The organism is Citrobacter sp. CK191 (assembly GCF_030333435.1).
In the GTDB taxonomy this organism is placed as follows: domain Bacteria; phylum Pseudomonadota; class Gammaproteobacteria; order Enterobacterales; family Enterobacteriaceae; genus Citrobacter_B; species Citrobacter_B koseri.
In genome coordinates this window covers 354,938-375,740 of sequence record NZ_JAOWFX010000030.1, presented here as the reverse complement: position 1 = coordinate 375,740, position 20,803 = coordinate 354,938, and the positions used below count along the sequence as shown (strand labels likewise).

Here is a 20,803-nt window from a genome sequence, read left to right as displayed (position 1 = left end):
AAAGGATGAATCACGCGACGGCTTTACCGTTACGCACAAAAACAGGTTTAGTGACTTTTACTGGCATTTCGCGGTTGCGGATCTGCACGATCGCCGTCTCGCCAATACCCGCCGGAACGCGCGCCAGCGCAATGCTGTAGCCCAGCGTCGGAGAGAAAGTGCCGCTGGTAATAATGCCTTCCAGCTGATTCCCCTGGGCATCGGTAAAGCGTACCGGCAGTTCATTACGCAGTACGCCTTTCTCGGTCATAACCAGACCCACCAGTTGTTCGGTGCCTTTTTCACGCTGGACTTCCAGCGCCTCGCGACCAATAAAATCGCGATCGGCCGGTTCCCAGGCGATGGTCCAGCCCATGTTCGCCGCCAGCGGAGAGACGCCTTCATCCATCTCCTGACCATACAGGTTCATACCCGCTTCCAGACGCAGCGTATCGCGCGCGCCCAGGCCACACGGCTTCACGCCGGATTCCACCAGCGCACGCCAGAAATCCGCCGCCTTTTCGTTTGGCATCGCAATTTCATAGCCTGCTTCGCCGGTATAACCGGTTGTTGCAATAAACAGATCGCCTGCCTGCACGCCAAAGAACGGTTTCATGCCTGCCACCGCCTTGCGCTGTTCTTCAGTAAACAGCGTGGCCGCTTTCGCCTGCGCATTCGGCCCCTGTACCGCAATCAGCGACAGGTCGTCACGAACGGTGATGTCGATGGCGTAAGGTTCGGCGTGTTGAGTAATCCAGGAGAGGTCTTTTTCGCGGGTGGCGGAGTTTACAACGAGGCGGAAGAAATCTTCAGTGAAGTAATAGACAATCAGGTCATCTATCACGCCGCCCGAGGCATTGAGCATGCCAGAGTAGAGGGCTTTACCGGTCTTTGTGAGTTTCGCCACGTCATTCGCCAGCAGATAACGCAAAAACTCCCGGGTGCGGCTACCGCGTAGATCGACGATGGTCATATGCGACACATCAAACATACCGGCATCAGTGCGAACTGCATGGTGCTCATCAAGTTGAGAACCATAGTGCAGCGGCATCATCCAGCCATGGAAATCCACCATGCGCGCGCCACAAAGCGTGTGTTGTTCGTATAAAGGAGTCTGTTGAGCCATCTTGTCCTCATTGAATAAGCGGGGCTTACAACCATTTCATGGTGAAATCTTCGCCACGAAACCCGGCGTCGCAGCCACTCCAGGGCTTCGACGCAAACGTTCTCTTTTACCTGAACTTACCACCGAAGCAGACGCTAAACCATAAGGCAAAATTAACCATCACATTAGCTTATGACCAAAAAACGCCAAACCCGCATCAGCATAAAAAACCATGAAATAAACAAAAAACCTCCATAAACGATAATCAAATACGCGGCCACCCCGCACATATCCATATTAAATGTGGAAAAAATGTCAAAAATGACGATAGTTGAAAACAGTGATATTAAAAAAACTAATGCGAAAAGAGAGGTGAAATTAGATTATTTCAAATGAGGAAAGCGTCCCGGCGCGAAGGCCGGGAGAGGAAAATGTGACGGGTTTCAAACTCTCAGAAGCAGGAGGGAAATGCTTAGCGGAGCCACTCAGGCAGATCGTTCAATCCCATCGCCTGACGAATCAGTTGCGGTTTTACGCCCGGGAGAGTATCGGCCAGTTTCAGACCAATATCGCGCAGCAATTTCTTCGCCGGGTTCTCTCCGGCAAACAGTTCGCGAAAACCTTGCATACCTGCCAGCATCATCGCGGCGCTGTGCTTACGGCTGCGCTCGTAGCGACGCAAATAGAGGTATTGACCAATGTCTTTGCCCTGGCGTTGCAGACGTTTGAGTTCATCGATCAACTCTGCGGCGTCCATAAAGCCGAGGTTCACCCCCTGCCCCGCCAGCGGATGGATGGTATGTGCGGCGTCGCCCACCAGCGCCAGCCGGTGTGCGGCAAACTGACGCGCATAGCGTCCCGTCAGCGGGAACACCTGGCGTTCGCTCTCAACGCGGCATAAGCCGAGGCGGTTATCAAACGCGACGTTCAGCGCCCGGTTGAACGCATCCTCACTCGCCTGCTGCATATGCTCAGCGTCCTGCGGAGACAGCGACCAGACAATGGAACACAGATGCGGATCGCTTAATGGCAGGAACGCCAGGATGCCTTCGCCATGAAACGCCTGACGCGCAACGGCGCCGTGCGCCTCTTCGGTGCGGATGGTCGCCACCAGCGCATGATGACGGTAATCCCAGAAGGTCAGCGGAATATCCGCTTTGTTGCGCAGCCAGGAGTTCGCGCCGTCTGCGCCAATCACCAGCCTTGCCGTCAGCATCGCGCCATCTTTCAGGGTCAGGAAGGTTTCATTTTCTCCCCAGGCGACCTGCTGCAATTCAGCCGGCGCCATCAGGGTAATATCTGCTGACTGCTGCGCCTTTTGCCATAGCGCGTAGTGGATCACCGAATTTTCAATGATGTGCCCCAGGTGGCTGTATCCCATGCTTTTGTCATCAAACTCGATGCGGCCAAAGCTGTCTTTATCCCAGACTTCCATACCGTGGTAGCAGCTTGCGCGGCGAGCAAGAATGTCTGACCAGACCCCAAGACGCGTAAGCAGTTTTTCACTGGCGGCATTGATAGCCGACACGCGTAATGCCGGGGGAGCGTCGCTCGCCAGCGGCTGTGGAACGCGCTGTTCCAGAACGGCAACGCGTAAACCGCTGCCCTGCAAACCGCAGGCGACAGCCAGGCCTACCATGCCTCCGCCAACAATGGCTACATCAACACTTTGCACTGTGTACTCCTGAAAATAGGACAATCAAAAACCGTAGGCCGGATAAGGCAAAGCCACCATCCGGCATTACATTACTTCCGCGGCATTGCCTGATGGCGCTGCGCTAATCAGGCCTACTTCTTTATTCCGACCTACCGGTGAATTATCGTGCGACCCAGCCCAACGTCCGTTTTGCCAACGTGTCGCGAAGGGGAGGCAATAACTCCATCGCCATTAAGCCGACGTTGCGCCCGGCAACCAGCGGCGCCCAGCGGTTAGCAAACAGATGCACCAGGCTATCCGTTATGCCAACCGTCGCCTCTCTGTCAGCCTGACGGCGCGACTGGTACTCAGAAAGCACGCCGTACTCGCCGACGTCCGCCCCAGACTCATGCGCCTGCACCAGCGTTTCGGCAAGGCTCATCACATCGCGCAGCCCCAGGTTAAACCCTTGCCCGGCGATAGGATGCAGCGTCTGCGCCGCATTGCCGACCAGCACGGTGCGATGGGTTATCGCTTTGGCCGCCGTGGTGAGCGCTAACGGATAAGCGCTGCGCTTACCCGCATGGGTGATTCGTCCCAGCCGCCAGCCAAACGCCGACTGTAGCTCATGGCAAAAGCGTTCATCCGACCAGCGCATGATCTCATCGCGCTGTTCAAGCGGATGGCACCACACCAGCGAACAGCGACCTTCAGACATCGGCAACATCGCCAGCGGGCCGTGTTGGGTAAAGCGTTCAAACGCACGTCCGTCATGCAGGGTAGCGGTCGCAACGTTGGCGATCACCGCCAGTTGTTCATAAGGCTGCTGCTGCCAGTCCACGCCGCAGGCGGTCGCCAGAGCGGAGTGCGTACCGTCGGCCGCCACCACGACATGACCAGAAATCACGTCACCGTTTTCCAGAGTGACATTCACCTTTTCTTGCGTTCGCGCCACGCTGGCAACGCGATCCGGGCAATGCAGCGTCACGCCCGGCGCTTTGCGCAACAGCGCAAACAGTCGCTGACCGACATCATGCAGCTCCACAACCTGCCCCAACGCAGCGATGCTGTAATCCTGCGCGTCCAGAGTGACAAAACCGGCATGGCCGCGATCGCTGACATGTACCGTGTTGATCGCCGTTGCGCAATCAGCAATCGCCTGCCAGACGCCAATCCGCGCCAGTTGCTGACAGGTGCCTGCCGCCAGCGCGATCGCCCGGGCGTCGAACCCGGGATGCGCGGCGGCTTCAGGCGCGCTCGCTTCAATCAGGTGCACGGCCAGTTTGCCGTGGCTAAGCTGAGAAAGGGCCAGCGCCAGCGTCGCGCCCACCATACCGCCGCCAACAATAATCACGCTCATAGCTGACGCGCCGCCGCCATTAAGGCTTCAATATCGTCCGCTTTTTTCACTACGCTGGCGGTCAGGTTTTCGTTGCCCGTTTCCGTAATGACAATGTCATCTTCAATACGGATGCCGATGCCGCGATACGCTTCCGGCACGTCGGCGTCCGGCGCAATGTACAGACCCGGCTCAACGGTGAGCACCATGCCCGGCTCCAGCACACGGGAGCGATCCTGCCCGTAAACGCCGACATCGTGTACGTCCAGCCCCAGCCAGTGGCTAAGACCATGCATAAAGAATGGACGATGGGCGTTTTCCGCGATCAACTGCTCCACGTCGCCCTGCAAAATGCCCAGATTCACCAGCCCCGCGATCATGATGCGCACCACTTCTCCCGTGACCTCCTGGATAGACGTTCCCGGACGAAACAGGCGTAAGCTGGTTTCCAGCGACGCCAGCACGATATCGTAGATTTCGCGCTGGGCGGGCGTAAATTTGCCGTTCACCGGGAAAGTACGCGTAATGTCGCCAGCATAACCTTTGTATTCGCATCCGGCGTCGATCAACACCAGATCGCCGTCGCGCATTTCGCTTTCATTTTCGGTGTAGTGGAGGATGCAGCCGTTCTCACCGCTGCCAACAATGGTGTTATAAGACGGATAGCGCGCGCCGTGACGGTTAAACTCGTGGTGAATTTCACCTTCCAGTTGATATTCGAACATCCCCGGACGGCATTTTTTCATTGCGCGGGTATGCGCCAGCGCGCTGATCTCGCCCGCGCGACGCATGACGGCAATCTCTTCCGGCGATTTAAACAGGCGCATCTCGTGCACCATTGGCCGCCAGTCGGTCATCGTCGCCGGTGCAGTCAGGTTCTGTCGGGAACCTCTACGCAGTTTATCCAGCGCGGCGAAAACAATCTCGTCGGCATACGCATATTCGCCCTGCGCGTGGTAAACCACGTCAAGGCCATTGAGTAACTGATAAAGCTGCTGGTTGATTTCGCTGAACGCCAGCGCGCGATCCACGCCCAGTTTTTCCGGCGCGGCGTCCTGCCCCAGGCGGCGGCCAAACCAGATCTCCGCCGTCAGATCGCGAACGCGGTTAAACAAAACGCTGTGGTTATGAGTGTCATCGCTTTTAATCAGCACCAGCACCGCTTCCGGTTCGTTAAAACCGGTGAAATACCAGAAATCACTGCTCTGGCGATACGGATATTCACTGTCCGCGCTGCGCGTGGCTTCCTGAGCTGCAAAAATCAACGCGGCGCTGCCCGGCTGCATTTGCGCCAGTAATGCCTGGCGGCGACGCTGATACTCCTGCTGAGATATATCGCTCATAACACTCTCCATTGCGTTTACGTTCTTAGTGCAGAGTCGGTTTCTGGACTTCCGGCGCCGTCGGCTGCTGACGCGTAAAGGTGTCGTGGCACAGCAGCGCCGCAACCCGCACATATTCGATGATCTCTTCGAGCGACATCTCCAGCTCTTCCTGATCTTCGTCTTCGTCATAACCGAGCTGGGCGATGTTGCGCAGATCGTCAATGGCTTCACCGGTTTCGCCGGTCACTTTATCCAGCTTAGGCTGCGTGACGCCAAGCCCCAGTAAAAAGTGGTTAACCCAGCCGGCCAGCGCATCAGCGCGATCGAACACGCTCACGTCGTCGCCTTCAGGCAGAAAAAGCTGAAAAAGGAAGCCGTCGTCTTCCAGCGCGTCGCTGGTTGCCGCGTGCATTTTACGCAGCGCCTGCGCCAGTTCGTGACCAAAGGCCAGCCCCTCGTTCGTCAGGTCGTGCAACAGCGGCTGCCATGAGCTGTCGTTGTTGCCGCCGCAAATCATCCCACTGATCAAACCGTGCATTTCGGCCGGGGTTAACCCCGTCCCCTGTTGGTTCAAAAACTGGTTCATTTCGTTGTAACCAGGCATTTCGTTCTGTATAGACATAAGCATTCGTCATCAAAGGGAGGATATTCATGATATGCTACCACTTTGGACCCTGGTGAACCAGAAAAGGGCTTGTATCTTCACACCGGGGTAGCTATAGTGTCGCCCCTTCGCCGACCCAGGGTCTGGAGGCGAAGGCAGCGCAGTCAATCAGCAGGAAGGTGGCATGTCTGCACAACCCGTCGATATCCAAATTTTTGGCCGTTCACTCCGCGTGAATTGCCCGCCTGAACAAAGGGATGCGTTGAATCAGGCTGCGGACGATCTGAATCAGCGGTTGCAAGATCTAAAAGTTCGCACTAGAGTCACAAATACTGAGCAGCTGGTTTTCATTGCCGCATTGAACATCAGCTATGAATTAACTCAGGAAAAAGCGAAGACCCGCGACTACGCGGCGAGCATGGAACAACGAATTCGGATGCTTCAGCAGACCATTGAACAGGCGTTGCTTGATCAGGGTCGCATAACCGAAAAAACGGGCCAAAACTTTGAATAACACTTTTCGGTTTACTATGGTAGAGTGACCGTGAAGACAAAATTTCTCTGAGATGTTTGCAAGCGGGCCAGTCCCCTGAGCCGATATTTCATACCACAAGAATGTGGCGCTCCATGGTTGGTGAGCATGCTCGGCTAGTCCGAGAAGCCTTAAAACCGTGACGACGCATTCACCTTGAACCAAGGGTTCAAGGGTTACAGCCTGCGGCGGCATCTCGGAGATTCCCCTTCTACCTGGCGACAGCCATGACGCAACTTCCTGAACTTCTTTTATCCCGACAAGAAATCCGCCAGATGATTCGGCAACGTCGCCGTACGCTGACGTCTCAACAGCAAACCGCGTTCGGTCAACAGGCCGCCACCAGAATGCTTGCTTATCCTCCCGTGGTTCTTGCCCACACCGTCGCGGTGTTTCTTTCATTCGATGGCGAGCTGGACACGCAACCCTTGATTGAGCAGCTCTGGCGCGCGGGAAAACGCGTGTATTTACCGGTTCTCCATCCGTTCAGCCCCGGCAATTTATTGTTTCTGCATTATCATCCGCAAAGCTCGCTGGTGATGAATCGTCTGAAAATTCAGGAACCGAAGCTGGATGTGCGCGACGTGCTGCCGCTCTCTCAGTTAGATGTGCTGGTCACACCGTTAGTCGCTTTCGACGAAGACGGCCAGCGTCTGGGAATGGGCGGCGGGTTCTACGACAGAACGTTGCAGAACTGGCGACAGCATAAGATCCAACCGGTGGGTTATGCGCACGATTGTCAGTTAGTGGAAAAGTTGCCTGTCGAAGAGTGGGATATCCCGCTGCCTGCGGTGGTGACGCCGTCAAAAGTGTGGGAGTGGCCGCAGTGAATTGCCTGATGGCGCTACGCTTACCCGGCCTACGAACCGATCTCACAGGCCGGGTGAGGCATAGCCGCCACCCGGCACAGTATACAAATTAGTACAGCAGACGAGCGCGAATCGTACCCGGTAGCGCTTTCATCGCCAGCAGGGCTTTCTCCGCCACATCTTCATCCGCTTCGATATCAATCACCACGTAACCGACCTGGGCAGACGTTTGCAGATACTGCGCGGCGATGTTAACGCCCTGCTCGGCAAAAATCTGGTTAAGCGCGGTCAGCACGCCCGGACGATTTTCATGGATGTGCATCAGACGACGGCCGCCGTGCAGCGGCAGGGAGACTTCCGGGAAGTTCACCGCAGATAGCGTAGAGCCGTTATCAGAATACTTCGTCAGTTTGCACGCCACTTCAAGGCCGATGTTCTCCTGCGCTTCCTGGGTAGAGCCGCCGATATGCGGCGTCAGAAGCACATTGTCGAATTCACATAGCGGAGAAGTAAACGGATCGCTGTTGGTCGCAGGTTCCGTCGGGAACACGTCGATAGCTGCGCCCGCCAGGTGTTTGCTCGCCAGCGCATCGCACAGCGCCGGGATGTCCACCACCGTACCGCGAGACGCGTTGATCAGCAGCGCGCCCGGTTTCATCAGTGCGATTTCCGTCGCGCCCATCATGTTTTTGGTGGAGGCGTTTTCCGGCACATGCAGGCTCACAACGTCGCTCATGTTCAGCAGATCGGAAAGATGCTGTACCTGGGTCGCGTTGCCCAGCGGCAGTTTATTTTCAATATCGTAGAAGAAGACGTGCATGCCCAGCGATTCCGCCAGAATGCCCAACTGCGTGCCAATGTGGCCGTAACCGATGATCCCCAGCTTTTTGCCGCGCGCTTCAAACGAACCGGCCGCCAGTTTGTTCCACACGCCACGGTGCGCTTTCGCGTTCGCTTCCGGTACGCCGCGAAGCAGTAGCAGCAGCTCGCCAATCACCAGCTCCGCAACAGAACGCGTGTTGGAGAACGGCGCGTTAAACACGGGGATTCCGCGTTTTGCCGCTGCGCTCAGATCAACCTGGTTGGTGCCGATGCAGAAACATCCAATCGCCACCAGTTTCTCTGCGGCGTCAATCACATCTTCGGTCAGATGGGTTCGGGATCGCAGGCCAATGAAATGGGCATCACGGATGGACTCTTTCAACTGCTCAGTATCCAGAGCGCCTTTGTGAAATTCGATGTTGGTATAACCTGCCGCGCGAAGGTTTTCGAGTGCCTTTTGGTGCACACCTTCAACCAGCAGAAATTTAATCTTGTCTTTCTCCAGTGATACCTTTGCCATTTCCCCGACCCTGTCTTTTTATCGAAACTGATGTGTTGTATGTGGATTTGTATCCGCCTTTCAACATATCAAAAAAAACTATTGCGGCAATATGAACGTTTGCGTCGCCACTCTGAAGAAATATCATTCAGCGTGAAATGGCAGAGGAAAATGCTGGGGATAAGATTTTCTTTGGAGAGATCGGCAGGGCAACATCCAAAACGTGACACAAGTCACCAAATTTGCCCTGCCAAATTTTTTTAACGCGGGATGAATCACCCTCGCCAGATCATTTTACGATAGTTTTTACGCCGTCTGCCGTACCAATCAGCGCCACATCCGCGCCACGGTTGGCGAACAGGCCGACGGTCACGACGCCCGGAATGGCGTTAATCGCGTTTTCCATCGCGATCGGATCAAGAATTTCCATGCCGTATACGTCGAGGATCACATTGCCGTTATCAGTGACTACGCCCTGACGGTACTCAGGACGACCGCCCAGCTTCACTAACTGGCGTGCGACAGCGCTGCGCGCCATCGGGATCACTTCCACCGGCAGCGGGAATTTACCCAGAATATCGACCTCTTTGGAGGCATCCGCGATGCAGATGAATTTCTTCGCCACCGAAGCAATGATTTTCTCACGCGTCAGCGCCGCGCCGCCGCCTTTAATCATCTGCATGTGGCCGTTGATCTCATCCGCGCCATCAACATAGACGCCCAGGCTGTCCACTTCATTCAGATCGAAAACGGTAATGCCGAGGCTCTTGAGTTTTTCAGTAGATGCATCCGAGCTGGACACCGCCCCTTCAATCTGACCTTTCATTGTGCCCAGCGCATCAATAAAGTGCGCGGCTGTTGAACCGGTACCTACGCCCACAATGGTGCCGGGCTGTACATACTGAAGTGCCGCCCATCCTACTGCTTTTTTCAGTTCATCCTGCGTCATGATCGTTTCGCCTGTGGTGTGAAAATTCAGGCGCATTATAGATCATTGTGCGAAAAAATCCCTCCGACCCCGCTCGCAAGCGGCGGATTTCGTCTGTACCTGAGTGAAATTTATGTCATAGTGCGGGATAAGAAAAATTTCAGGAGTACCTCAGAGCAATGAAACGTCCAGACTACAGAACACTACAAGCGCTGGATGCGGTGATTCGTGAACGGGGATTTGAACGCGCCGCACAGAAGTTGTGCATCACACAATCCGCTGTCTCACAACGCATAAAACAGCTTGAGAATATGTTTGGGCAACCGCTGCTGGTACGTACCGTTCCGCCGCGTCCTACCGAACAAGGACAAAAATTGCTGGCGCTGCTGCGTCAGGTAGAGCTACTGGAAGATGAGTGGCTTGGCGATGAGCAAACCGGCTCCACGCCGCTGCTGCTGTCACTGGCGGTCAACGCCGACAGTCTGGCGACCTGGCTGCTTCCGGCGCTGGCGCCGGTTCTGGCCGACTCGCCTATTCGTCTCAATTTGCAGGTGGAAGATGAAACCCGCACCCAGGAACGTCTGCGTCGCGGCGAAGTGGTTGGCGCGGTGAGTATTCAGCACCAGGCGCTGCCAAGCTGCCTGGTAGACAAACTTGGCGCGCTCGACTATCTGTTCGTGGGATCAAAACCCTTCGCCGAGCGCTATTTCCCCAACGGCGTCACCCGCTCTGCGCTGCTGAAAGCGCCCGCAGTGGCGTTTGACCATCTGGACGACATGCACCAGGCCTTTTTACAGCAGAACTTCGATTTACCGCCGGGCAGCGTGCCGTGCCATATCGTTAACTCTTCCGAAGCCTTCGTACAGCTCGCGCGTCAGGGCACCACCTGCTGTATGATCCCGCATTTGCAGATCGAGAAAGAGCTGGAGAGCGGTGAGCTGATCGATTTAACGCCCGGCCTGTTCCAGCGCCGGATGCTCTACTGGCACCGTTTTGCGCCGGAAAGCCGTATGATGCGCAACGTGACTGACGCGCTGCTGGAGTATGGGCATAAGGTTTTAAGGCAGGATTAACGCGCCGTGCCTGATGGCGCTACGCTTATCAGGCCTACAGGTTATTTTGTAGGCCGGATAAGGCGTTTACGCCGCCATCCGGCAATTTGCCCGAGGCGCTGCGCTTGCCGGGCCTACAAACCATCGTAGGCCGGATAAGGCGTTTCAACAACGTTTACTGTGCTTTCGTCTCTGCTGCTGGTTCTAACTGGAACACCACATCGACCTGATCAGCAAACTGAATTGTCGGCTGCTCATAGGTTTCCTGGGCCGACACCGCAGGCGCCGCGTCCGCTTTCATCATTCGCACCACCGGGCTCGGCTGATAATTAGAAACGTGGTAACGCACGCTATAAACCGGCCCCAGCTTGCTGTTAAAGCCCGCTGCCAGTTGCTCAGCCTGGTGAACCGCGTCGTCAATCGCCGCTTTACGCGCTTTATCTTTATAGGCATCCGGTTGCGCAACGCCTAATGACACCGAACGGATCTCATTCAGACCCGCTTTCAGCGCGCCATCCAGCAGAGAGTTGAGTTTGTCCAGCTGGCGCAGCGTAACTTCAACGGTTCGCACCGCGCGGTAGCCTTTCAGCACACTTTTACCATTCTGGTAGTCATAGTCCGGCTGAGTGCGCAGATTTGCAGAGCTGATGTCTTTCTTGGCAATCTGATTTTGTTCAAGGAAAGAAAGGTATTGCGCAACACGCTCATCGGCCTGTTTCTTGGCGGAAGCGGCATCCTTTGCCGACACGTTGACTTCAATCGCCAGGGTGGCGATGTCAGGCGTCGCATCCACGCTTGCCGTCCCGGAAGTCACGATGTGCGGTCCATTCGGCAACTCATTTGCCTGTACCGGGATTGCGCTAAATCCGACTAATGCCGCAAGGGCCATCACTTTGAACTTCACTGTCGCTCCTCCATGTTACGTTAATCGCCCTGAAACTCAGGGCGCATGCAGGCAAGCTTAGCGGGTATCTGCGCGTTGTCCATCAGACAACGCTTAGTTGAACAATGCGTGAACGTGTGCAACCCCTTCTTTTGCCAGTTGAAAAGCGATAAACCACATCACCAGCCCTACCAGAGTATTGATGATACGCTGGGCTTTGGCGGTACGCAGTCGCGGCGCCAGCCAGGCGGCCAGCAGCGCCAGACCGAAGAACCACAGGAAAGAGGCGCTGACGGTTCCCAAAGCGAACCAACGCCTCGGCTCCATATCCAGTTGCCCGCCCAGGCTACCCAGCACCACGAAAGTGTCCAGATAAACGTGCGGATTCAGCCACGTCACCGCCAGCATCGTGGCGATGATTTTCCAGCGCCCCTGCTTCATCACCTCTGCGCTGGCCAGTTCCAGGTTACTGCTCATTGCCGTTTTTAACGCGCCAAAACCGTACCACAATAAAAACGCCACACCGCCCCAGGTCACTAACGCCATCAGCCAGGGGGACTGCATGAGCAATGCGCTGCCGCCAAAGATACCTGCGCAGATAAGCACTAAATCGCTGATCGCGCAAAGCAGCGCAATCATGATGTGATACTGCCGACGAATCCCCTGATTCATCACAAACGCATTCTGCGGGCCGAGCGGCAGGATCATGGCCGCGCCAAGCGCAAGACCTTGAAAATAATAAGATATCACGATAATTATTCCGAACTGTTTCTCTTAAGCGCAGACTATAGCGCGAGAGAATCATTAGCGGAAATTGATAATTTTAATCGCAGATTAGGGGAATTAATAAAGGGGGAAGGAAATGCCGGATGGCGGCTAACGCCTTATCCGGCCTACAAAACAAACCTGTAGGCCCGGTAAGCGACAGCGCCACCGGGCGAAACGGCAAACGGCTTATTCCGCGTTTTCTTTCACTCGTTTGAAATTCACGTCCATCTGCGGATACGGGAAGCTAATGCCTGCGGCATCGAACTCACGTTTAATACGTTCCAGCACATCCCAGTAAACATTTTGCAGATCGCCGCTTTTACTCCATGCGCGCACCACGAAATTAATGGAGGAGGCGCCCAGCTCATTCAGGCGCACCGTCATTTCACGGTCTTTCAGAATACGCTCGTCAGACTGGATAATATCGGTCAGGATTTTTTTCACCTGGTCGATATCAGAGTCATACGCCACGCCAATGATAAATTCGTTACGACGCACCGGTTCGCGGGAAAAGTTAATGATATTTCCGGCAATAATCTTGCCATTCGGGATCACCACAATTTTGCCGTCCACGGTACGCATGGTGGTCGAAAAAATTTGTACGTTCAGTACCGTACCCGCGACGCCGCCGAGATCGACATATTCTCCCGCGCGGAAAGGACGGAACATCACCAGCAGTACGCCTGCCGCGAGGTTAGACAAAGAACCTTGTAAGGCCAGACCGACCGCTAAACCGGCGGCACCCAACACAGCGATAACGGAAGCCGTTTGTACGCCAACGCGCCCCAGCGCGGCAATCAGCGTGAAGGCAATAATGCCGTAACGCACCAGCGCAGACAGGAAGTCAGCCACGGTCGCATCAATATGGCGCGCCAGCATCAGGCGATTAACGGTATTGGAAACAATACGCGCCACGATCATCCCGATGATGATGATAGCGATAGCCGCAACGATGTTAACCGCATAACTCAGCAGCAGCTCCTGGTTGCGCACCAGCCAGGTGCCCGCACCATTTATGCTGTCGACAACATTCAAATCTTCCATTCAATATTCCTTGGTCATATCAAAAAAACGCAAATGAGATCATTCTCACGAAAACGACCTTTTAAAGGTAAACAAAAACAGTCGAATATGCCATTTTTCAACATGATCCCATCAAGGAAACGCGCAGCGTTAATACTCCGCAGGTCGATCGACCATTCTGATAAATCCGCTCACTAATGCACTCTTCTGCTTAAATACGTCGGCGATTTCACTCACCACTTTTCCGCTGCCCGCATTCTTCCAGGCGATAGAAAGCGGCGAAGGCTGGCGTGGATTGACCACTGAGCGGGCAACCAGCGCCCCGGACTCGACATACGGACGGCACAATCGCTCCGGTAAAAAACCGACGCCGAGGCCGCTTAAATGGCAGGCCAGCTTGGTGCTGAGATCAGGAACCTTGATCTCCTTTTGTCCGCTCAGCAACCAGGCAACACGGCGCGTCAGCGTTCGCGAAGTATCTTCAATATTAATGGCGGGGTAACGGCGCAGCATATCGTCAGACAATACCGGCGCAGGATGGCTCGCCAAAGGATGACTCTGCGCCACCACAAACTGCCAGCTGATATCCCCCAGCGGCAGCAGAGAGATGTTATTGGAGAGCGACTCCGAGCCCGTTACGCCAATCGCTAACTGGAAGTCGTCATACAAAAGCGAATCCCACACGCCCATGTAGACCTGACGGGAAATTTGAAAACGGGTAAACGGAAACTGTTGATGTAACCACGTCAGTAAGTCCGCCGTGGTCTGCGGCTGATACAGCAGGTTATTGATAACGATATTCACCTGCCGCTCAACGCCTGCGTTGATCTGCTGAAGCTCGTCCGGCATTGCATCCAGCCAGTTAAGCCACTGGCGGCAATGCTCAAGCAGGTGCTGCCCGGCAAGGGTCAGGCTGACCGATCGGGTCGTGCGTAAAAAGAGCTGCGTTCCCACCTGCTCCTCCAGCGTTTTTATGCGATAGCTGATCGCCGCTGGCGTTTTATGTAGCGAGCTGGCCGCGCGGGAAAAGCTCTCCGTCTCCGCAACCCGAATAAATGTGCGTATTGTTTCCTGATCGAGCATGCCTTCCCCTTGAGTCGACCATCTGTAACCACCGTTGCGCTATTGCTATCCCCAGTAATGTATCGGCGCCTGAAGTGTGTCCAACCGCGAGCAAACGCTGAATCGCGGGCTGCGGGTCGCGCCCTGACTGTAAACGGCGCATCACCTTCAGCACCGGTATTGAAAACTCCCCCATTCTGGCGCTGTTCAGATAGCTGCAACTTACCGATGTTGTAAGTTGCGCAAGCTGATCCGCCGGAGGTAAGAAATGCCTCAGCCGTGCAGAAAACCCGGCGGCATACAGCACGGCAAGCATACCCGTCAGCATATCATCGCCGCTGGGCGTCAGTCCTGGCCCGCACCCAATAAGCCAGCGCCAGTCCGGCATCATGCCATGATGCCAGCATGCAAGCTGCTTAATTATTTCAGGATAATACGGCATAGCCGTCAGCGGTTGATTTAACGCCCCGGAGAAGCCGCTGCGTTGCGTACAGAATGAGAGATCGACAGGAGCGACAGCAGCAGAACTCAGCAACACACGAAGTATGCGACGAGGGTCAAGCATTATGCCCTGCCCCCACAGGGTGTTCCCCTGTTTGATGAGTCGTTCAACATGGGCCACGCGGGAAAACTGCGCGGTGCTCAGTAACACGCCCGTCGGCCCCATTCCTTTCCCATAGCGAAACAGCGTCAACAGCTCGCCACCGGAATGGCAAAAGTTAATCGCCTGCGAGAAGCGGCTGTGTAACGACCACTCACCATCGGGAAGTCGATAAAGTCCGGCACAGGCCAGGGGATTGATAATGCTCATCGGTACACTCCAGTATGCCGGATGGCGGCGTAAACGCCTTTACAGCATTGCCAGACCGTAGGCCCGGTAAGCGTAGCGCCACCGGGCAAAGCGATTACGCCGTGATGTGATGCAACTCCGCCAGCGCTTCCAGCGCTTTTTCAAAACAAAGCAGCGGAGCGCGTACGGTTCCCGCCCCCACCTGCCCAATTCCCGCTTCACGATGGGCAATACCGGTATTAATCAGCGGCGTGATCCCCGTTTCAACAACGCGGCGAATATCCAGCCCCAGGCAGGCACCCCTGAAATCCCAGGACGGAATCTGAAACAGCGGATTGCTGGACAGATAGATTTCAGCCATCTCTTCCGACGTTTCCAGCGCCGCCCCCATACCGCCTGCGCCGACAAAACGCGTTACGCCAGGCGCGGCAATCATTGCCGCGCCGCCGATCCCCAGTGTTTCCGTGATGGCGCTGTCGCCAATATCCGGGTTCGCATCGGCCTGGCTGTAACCGGTAAAAAACAGCCCCTGCGGCGTATTCACCGGCGCGGTAAACCAACGGTCGCCGGTGCCGCTTACGCGAATACCAAAGTCGCGACCGTTACGCGTCATGGCCGTAACGACCGATCCGGCTTTAATTTCCGCCGCCGCATCCATCACCGCTTTACTGTAGGCCATCGCCAGGTTGAGGAAGAACTGGTCGGTGACACTGAGGAATTGCAGCACGTCAATGATTTCAGCCTTCGGACGATCCAGTCCGGCGATCACCGGCGACAACGTGCGCAGCAGCAAAGAAGAGGCGGCAATATTACGCTGGTGGAACTCATCCCCCATAGTGATCGCCTGCGCCATCAGCGCCGTCAGATCGACGCCGTTTTCCATCCGCGAGAGCGCTTCCTGCAACACCGGCGCCAGCACATCACGCATCCAGCGCAGGCGTTTCTGGACGTCATCGCCGTAAGCGCCGAAACGCATCACTTTGCCGATCCCTTCATTAAGGTTGCAGCAGGACGAGTTGCCATGCACCACGTCACGCACCACCAGCACCGGCATACTGGCGGAGGTGATACCGCCCATCGGCCCCACCGCGCCCACATGATGACAAGGAATAAACGCCACCTCACCTTGTTCCAGCATGCGTACGGCCTCTTCCTCGCTGGCCGCCCAGCCTTCAAACAGCGACGCGCCGATACAGGCGCCGCGCATCGGGCCGGTCATCTCTTCCCAGTCGATCGGCGGGCCGGCGTGCAGTAATTTACGTCCAGACGCTAATTCGGCCACCGCGTCTTTCGCCGGGCGTACCGCAACCCAATGTGGGCGCGCGGCTTTGATTCGTTCAATAATGGCTTCGTTGGCCTGTGCAATAGATGAATACATATCCGTACCTCTGAACTTAATGTAACTGTTTGAGTAGACTGGCGAGACGGGCGTTGCCACCGGCAACGGGCGCCCACTGATAATGCACAACCGGCGTACCGCTGCTTTGCAGATCCAGCGCGAAGCTGCGCAACCCGGCGTTGATGACCTGCACGCCATCAAGAAGCGCGCTATGTGCTTGCGGTATGCCGCGCTCCTGATGGCGTGTAAGACTGATGGCGAGCAGGACGGCTTCTTCCAGCGTTTCCACCACCGCAATCCCGGCCTCGCGAAGTTTTTCCGCCTGCCCGCTGCGCCCCTGCGGGTCGGCATCAGTACCGGTCAGGGTGGCAATCACCACCAGCGGCGCGGCGCGTTTGGCGCGCACTTGCTCTATCGTCTCGACGACCGCTCCCGCCGGGTCGGCACAGGCGCCATAGCCCAGCACCACATCCAGCAGCAGCACGCCCACCATCGGCATTGCAGTCAGTTTTTCAATTTCAATACTGCGGGTTGTTGGATCAATCATCGGATGAGGTCTGCCCAGGGTGTAACTGTCATCACCGAGGTCGACAATGCGATGGCCGCCAGCCTCCAGCATCACGCCCTGGTCGTGGCTTTCGCTGACGGGGACGCCCAGCCCGGCGGAGAGCAGCATGGCGGCTTCGGCTGCCAGCGTGCCCCCGGCGTACAGGCCATAAATACCTTTCCCTGCCACTTCCGGCTGAATCCGTCGCTGTTGCGCCACGCGCATCAGCAGCACCGCCAGCTGGGCGGCATCTGACAAGGAGTTCGCCAGCCAGACGTTACCTTCACGGCGCTGTTCCGGTTGACGCCCGAGGAACAACGCGACCACCGGTTTCCCCACGTTTTGCATGGCCGCAATGATGCGGGTTCGCACCTGCGGCGACGGCGGTTTGGAGACAAAAGCAATCACCCGCGTGGCGTCATCCGCGGCCAGCATGTCGAGCGCGGTCAGCGCGCTGATGCCGCCCACTTCCGCGCTCAGGTCGCGCCCGCCCAGACCTATTGCATGGCTGATTCCCTGCTGATGCAGCGCAATCTGCGACGTCACTTCCTGAATCCCCGTCCCCGATGCGCCAATTACGCCAATCCCGCCTTCAGGCAGTACGTTGGCAAAAGCCAGCGGACTTCCGGCAATCATCGCCGTGCCACAGTCAGGCCCCATCACAATCAGCCCCCGCTCGCGCGCCATTGTTTTCAGCTCGACTTCCTGTTCCAGCGGCACGTTATCGGAAAACAGCATCACGTTTTTATTCGCCAGCAGCCCCTCTCTGGCAACCGATGCGGCATATTCCCCGGCAACGGAAACTAACAGCAGATTGGCCTGGGGTAATTTTTGACATGCGCTCTCCCAGCGGCGCGCTTTAATCAACTGGTGCGAGCTGCCCGAGGCATTCGTCATCGCATTCAGTTCTTTCTCCAGTTGCTCACGAATCAAATCCAGAATGCCGGGCTGTTCGCCTTCGGTTCGCACCGCCACGCAAATATCGTTTGGCGTGGCATCGGCAAAATCGTCATGCCAGAACCCGGTTGAATCCAGCATCGACTTATTCGCTGGCGTGCCCATCATCACCGAGACCTGATCAACTTCCGGGCGTTCACTGAGTTTTCGGGAAATAATCATCAGGCTGACGGAGTCCTGAAAACTTCCCTTTTTAATAAAGGCGTAAATCATTACCGCTACCTCTTTATGTGCGTTTTTCTTTTAAAAACAACATGGCGAATAAACCGACAGCCAGCAGCGCGGCTGAAACATAGAAACTGGAAGCCAGACTTCCGGTGATATCACGCGCTGCGCCTGCAATAATGGGTGCCAGAATGGAGGAACTCATGCCGATTAAATAAGCCAAATGCCGTGCTGTAATTATTTTCATCGACGCTATCCGCCACCAGAGCGACCAGTACCGGGTCCAGCGCCAGTTTTCCGACAAGGCCATAAACGCACAAAGCGATAATGACGCCGGTCATATTTGGCATCCAGATAATTGACAGCATGCTGAGAATGGCAACAGGCACCAGGAACATAATTAATGGTTTACGCTTACCCAGTTTGTCAGACAGGCTGGAGAATAACAGCGCGCCAGGAATTGAAATCCACGCCACCAGCGAAGAAATAAATCCGGTTTCACTGCCCGCGATGCCACGTTCACTTTGCAGATAATAGGGAAGCCAGGTCAGAATAACGAAGAAACCAAACAGGCTACAGAACACCATAATATAGGTGATAATTAAATTACGGTTTTTCAGAAGGTCGCTGAAATTCCCTTTTTTTACCGGTTTGCCATCGGCTTCGGCCGTGCGCTTCTTCTCTTTCACAAACAACCAGATCGCAATCCCAACCAGCACGGAGGGGATCGCCATCGCGTAAAATGGCATACGCCATGAATACCCCTGGTCGTACACCAGCCAACTGGAGGTCATCAGGCCCAGCGCAATACCGAAGGCCATCCCGCTATTGATGATTGCGCTGCCCAGCGAGCGGTATTTTTTGGGGATTTGCTCGGAAGACAAGCCATACTGAGGGCCATAGTAAGTCCCTTCTCCCGCTCCCGTTACCACGCGGGCAAACAGCAGCGTATACCAGCTTTTCGCCCAACCGGTGACGGCGGTGAATACGCCAAAAAGAATAAACCCCGGCACCAGCACTTTCTTTTTGCCAATCTTATCGCCCAGAATGCCTGCCGGAACCTGAAGCAAAGCATAAGAAAAATAGAAAACTGAATTAAGAATACCTAATTGCGTACCACTTAAGCCAAATTCTTTTTCCAGTTCTCCCATTACCGGATTGAGTATCGTGCGGTCAGCGTACATAAAAATCCACCCTAACCAGAACAGGAAAACGGTGACCCACCAGGCCGGTATTCCTCTTTTATTCGTGACCTCAGTCACTTCATATGATCCAGACATAAGCAATCTCCCGGTAATATTTACCGCTGAACACCTCATGCTATCTGACATGATACGTGAGGTTTGATGTTTTAACTGAGGCTACCTTATCGGGGGAAAAATCCATTTCATTTGAACAAAATCACACAAAATCCATTGTTATAAATTCCTGGGAACTGACCGCTGCATTATTAAAAAAAGTCTAATAATCATTTTTAAAACAATTTAAATAAAAGAGATAAAAACGCTAAGGATTAGCGAGATATTTTTGTGGGTAAATGAGCTGTCGGTTACATCACATTATGAAAATAACAAGACGATATTTTTACCGCGAGATATTTCGCACAATGAGGTCATCATGAAAAAGAAAATCGTCATTGCCCTTGGCGGCAATGCGTTATTACAGCGCGGAGAAATTCTTAGCGCGGAAAATCAGCAGCGTAGCATTCAGATATTCGCCAGAATGGCATCCGTACTGGCCCGGGATTATCAACTGGTGATTGTTCACGGCAACGGCCCGCAGGTGGGTCTGCTGGCGTTACAGAATGCGGCCTGTACAGACTCCCCCGCCTGGCCGCTGGATATTCTGGTCGCCGAAAGCCAGGGAATGATCGGTTTTGCTATCGCTCAGGAACTGGCGTCATGTACCGGCGGCGCGCCCGTCACAACGCTGATGACCCGTGTGGCGGTCGATCTGCGAGATGACGCCTTTGCAACGCCCGGCAAGTATATCGGCCCGGTATATCAACCGGCGCAGCAGGCGGAGCTGGAAGCGCGCTACGGCTGGCAGATGAAAGCCGATGGCAACTATATTCGTCGGGTTGTTCCCTCTCCGACACCATTAAAAATTCTCGACAGTGACGCAATACAAACGTTGATAGATGCCGGACATACGGTAATTTGCTGCGGTGGCGGCGGCATTCCGGTTATCGCACAAGACGAGGGATACCAGGGAGTCGAAGCGGTCATTGATAAAGATTTAACGGCCTCGGTGCTGGCGCAGTCTCTCCACGCCGATCATCTGTTGATCCTGACAGATGCGGACGCTGTGTATGAGAACTGGGGAACGCCACAGGCGCGCGCGCTGCGCCATGCAACGGTAGAAGAACTGGCGCCGTTTGCCGCCCCCGATGGTGCAATGGGCCCCAAAGCCGCAGCGGTGATGCAGTTTGTTAAACAGACCGGGAACACTGCGTTTATCGGCGCGCTAAAAGATGCGCCACAGATTCTGGCGGGGGAAAAAGGCACCTGTGTGACGCGGTAAACCTCTTTTTGCCGGATGGCGACGCGAAAGCGTCTTATCCGGCCTACGGGAAGCACGGTTGCCAATCGTAATCGCCATCCAGCAAAAAAACTGGCTTCCCGAAGGAAGCCAGTTTT

Annotated in this window: 19 protein-coding genes, 1 other RNA gene and 1 pseudogene; 6 read left to right on the top strand and 15 right to left on the bottom strand. The window is 55.3% G+C overall.

Annotation, left to right across the window (positions count from 1 at the left end; genetic code table 11):
- Nucleotides 1–10: 10 nt before the first annotated feature.
- Complete coding sequence (gene gcvT, locus OGV82_RS11320) at nt 11–1,105, bottom strand: glycine cleavage system aminomethyltransferase GcvT (protein ID WP_047461417.1); 1,095 nt, start codon at nt 1,103–1,105, stop codon at nt 11–13.
- Nucleotides 1,106–1,396: 291 nt separating this feature from the next.
- On the opposite strand from gcvT, the gene OGV82_RS22965 reads away from it, so the two are divergent.
- Nucleotides 1,397–1,480, top strand: coding sequence for a hypothetical protein (locus tag OGV82_RS22965; protein ID WP_425249024.1), 84 nt, complete (start codon nt 1,397–1,399; stop codon nt 1,478–1,480).
- Nucleotides 1,481–1,556: 76 nt separating this feature from the next.
- Here OGV82_RS22965 and ubiI read toward each other — a convergent pair whose 3' ends face one another.
- The 4 genes from ubiI to ygfB all read right to left on the bottom strand — a co-directional run bounded on the left by ubiI (nt 1,557) and on the right by ygfB (nt 6,006).
- Nucleotides 1,557–2,759: an FAD-dependent 2-octaprenylphenol hydroxylase gene (gene ubiI / locus OGV82_RS11315; RefSeq protein ID WP_047461414.1), complete on the bottom strand. Its 1,203-nt coding sequence runs from the start codon at nt 2,757–2,759 to the stop codon at nt 1,557–1,559.
- 142 nt (nt 2,760–2,901) lie between these two features.
- Nucleotides 2,902–4,080, bottom strand: coding sequence for a 2-octaprenyl-6-methoxyphenyl hydroxylase (ubiH, locus tag OGV82_RS11310; RefSeq protein ID WP_012135014.1), 1,179 nt, complete (start codon nt 4,078–4,080; stop codon nt 2,902–2,904).
- Complete coding sequence (pepP, locus tag OGV82_RS11305) at nt 4,077–5,402, bottom strand: Xaa-Pro aminopeptidase (protein ID WP_047461409.1); 1,326 nt, start codon at nt 5,400–5,402, stop codon at nt 4,077–4,079. Before pepP ends, ubiH begins: the two co-directional genes overlap by 4 nt.
- A 25-nt stretch (nt 5,403–5,427) precedes the next feature.
- Nucleotides 5,428–6,006 (bottom strand): UPF0149 family protein YgfB, encoded by a 579-nt coding sequence (gene ygfB, locus OGV82_RS11300; protein WP_123907426.1) that lies wholly within the window; start codon nt 6,004–6,006, stop codon nt 5,428–5,430.
- Nucleotides 6,007–6,172: 166 nt separating this feature from the next.
- On the opposite strand from ygfB, the gene zapA reads away from it, so the two are divergent.
- The 3 genes from zapA to OGV82_RS11285 all read left to right on the top strand — a co-directional run bounded on the left by zapA (nt 6,173) and on the right by OGV82_RS11285 (nt 7,350).
- Entirely contained in the window at nt 6,173–6,502 is a 330-nt protein-coding gene (gene zapA / locus OGV82_RS11295; RefSeq protein WP_006686880.1) for a cell division protein ZapA, read from the top strand.
- 41 nt (nt 6,503–6,543) lie between these two features.
- Nucleotides 6,544–6,727, top strand: a non-coding RNA gene (gene ssrS / locus OGV82_RS11290) — 6S RNA.
- A gap of 20 nt (nt 6,728–6,747) precedes the next feature.
- Nucleotides 6,748–7,350 (top strand): 5-formyltetrahydrofolate cyclo-ligase, encoded by a 603-nt coding sequence (locus OGV82_RS11285; RefSeq protein ID WP_047461402.1) that lies wholly within the window; start codon nt 6,748–6,750, stop codon nt 7,348–7,350.
- Between the two features lie 88 nt (nt 7,351–7,438).
- Here OGV82_RS11285 and serA read toward each other — a convergent pair whose 3' ends face one another.
- Both serA and rpiA read right to left on the bottom strand, forming a co-directional pair.
- Nucleotides 7,439–8,671 (bottom strand): phosphoglycerate dehydrogenase, encoded by a 1,233-nt coding sequence (serA, locus tag OGV82_RS11280; RefSeq protein ID WP_286462719.1) that lies wholly within the window; start codon nt 8,669–8,671, stop codon nt 7,439–7,441.
- A gap of 268 nt (nt 8,672–8,939) precedes the next feature.
- Nucleotides 8,940–9,599 (bottom strand): ribose-5-phosphate isomerase RpiA, encoded by a 660-nt coding sequence (gene rpiA, locus OGV82_RS11275; RefSeq protein WP_024130929.1) that lies wholly within the window; start codon nt 9,597–9,599, stop codon nt 8,940–8,942.
- 158 nt (nt 9,600–9,757) lie between these two features.
- On the opposite strand from rpiA, the gene argP reads away from it, so the two are divergent.
- Nucleotides 9,758–10,651, top strand: coding sequence for a DNA-binding transcriptional regulator ArgP (argP, locus tag OGV82_RS11270; RefSeq protein WP_012135021.1), 894 nt, complete (start codon nt 9,758–9,760; stop codon nt 10,649–10,651).
- 154 nt (nt 10,652–10,805) lie between these two features.
- On the opposite strand, the gene OGV82_RS11265 is transcribed toward argP, so the two are convergent.
- The 8 genes and pseudogenes from OGV82_RS11265 to OGV82_RS11225 all read right to left on the bottom strand — a co-directional run bounded on the left by OGV82_RS11265 (nt 10,806) and on the right by OGV82_RS11225 (nt 19,444).
- Nucleotides 10,806–11,534, bottom strand: a complete 729-nt coding sequence (locus OGV82_RS11265; RefSeq protein WP_012135022.1) for an oxidative stress defense protein — start codon at nt 11,532–11,534, stop codon at nt 10,806–10,808.
- 93 nt (nt 11,535–11,627) lie between these two features.
- Entirely contained in the window at nt 11,628–12,263 is a 636-nt protein-coding gene (argO, locus tag OGV82_RS11260) for an arginine exporter ArgO (RefSeq protein WP_047461394.1), read from the bottom strand.
- A gap of 204 nt (nt 12,264–12,467) precedes the next feature.
- A complete protein-coding gene (locus OGV82_RS11255; RefSeq protein ID WP_012135025.1) occupies nt 12,468–13,325 on the bottom strand; it encodes a small-conductance mechanosensitive channel MscS in 858 nt (285 codons plus the stop codon).
- Between the two features lie 129 nt (nt 13,326–13,454).
- On the bottom strand, nt 13,455–14,387 hold the full coding sequence (allS, locus tag OGV82_RS11250; protein WP_047461391.1) for an HTH-type transcriptional activator AllS: 933 nt from the start codon (nt 14,385–14,387) through the stop codon (nt 13,455–13,457).
- Complete coding sequence (locus OGV82_RS11245) at nt 14,305–15,177, bottom strand: oxamate carbamoyltransferase subunit AllH family protein (protein WP_047461388.1); 873 nt, start codon at nt 15,175–15,177, stop codon at nt 14,305–14,307. The genes allS and OGV82_RS11245 overlap by 83 nt, the downstream gene beginning before the upstream one ends.
- 94 nt (nt 15,178–15,271) lie before the next feature.
- Nucleotides 15,272–16,534, bottom strand: a complete 1,263-nt coding sequence (locus OGV82_RS11240) for a YlbE family protein (protein ID WP_047461385.1) — start codon at nt 16,532–16,534, stop codon at nt 15,272–15,274.
- Between the two features lie 16 nt (nt 16,535–16,550).
- Nucleotides 16,551–18,212, bottom strand: coding sequence for an acyl-CoA synthetase FdrA (locus OGV82_RS11235; protein WP_101744088.1), 1,662 nt, complete (start codon nt 18,210–18,212; stop codon nt 16,551–16,553).
- A 13-nt stretch (nt 18,213–18,225) separates the two neighbouring features.
- A pseudogene (locus tag OGV82_RS11225) lies at nt 18,226–19,444 on the bottom strand (MFS transporter).
- Nucleotides 19,445–19,781: 337 nt separating this feature from the next.
- Between OGV82_RS11225 and OGV82_RS11220 the strand changes: the two are divergent.
- Nucleotides 19,782–20,687 carry a carbamate kinase gene (locus OGV82_RS11220; protein WP_047461381.1) on the top strand — a complete coding sequence of 302 codons (906 nt, stop codon included), beginning with the start codon at nt 19,782–19,784 and terminating at the stop codon, nt 20,685–20,687.
- Nucleotides 20,688–20,803: the final 116 nt, after the last annotated feature.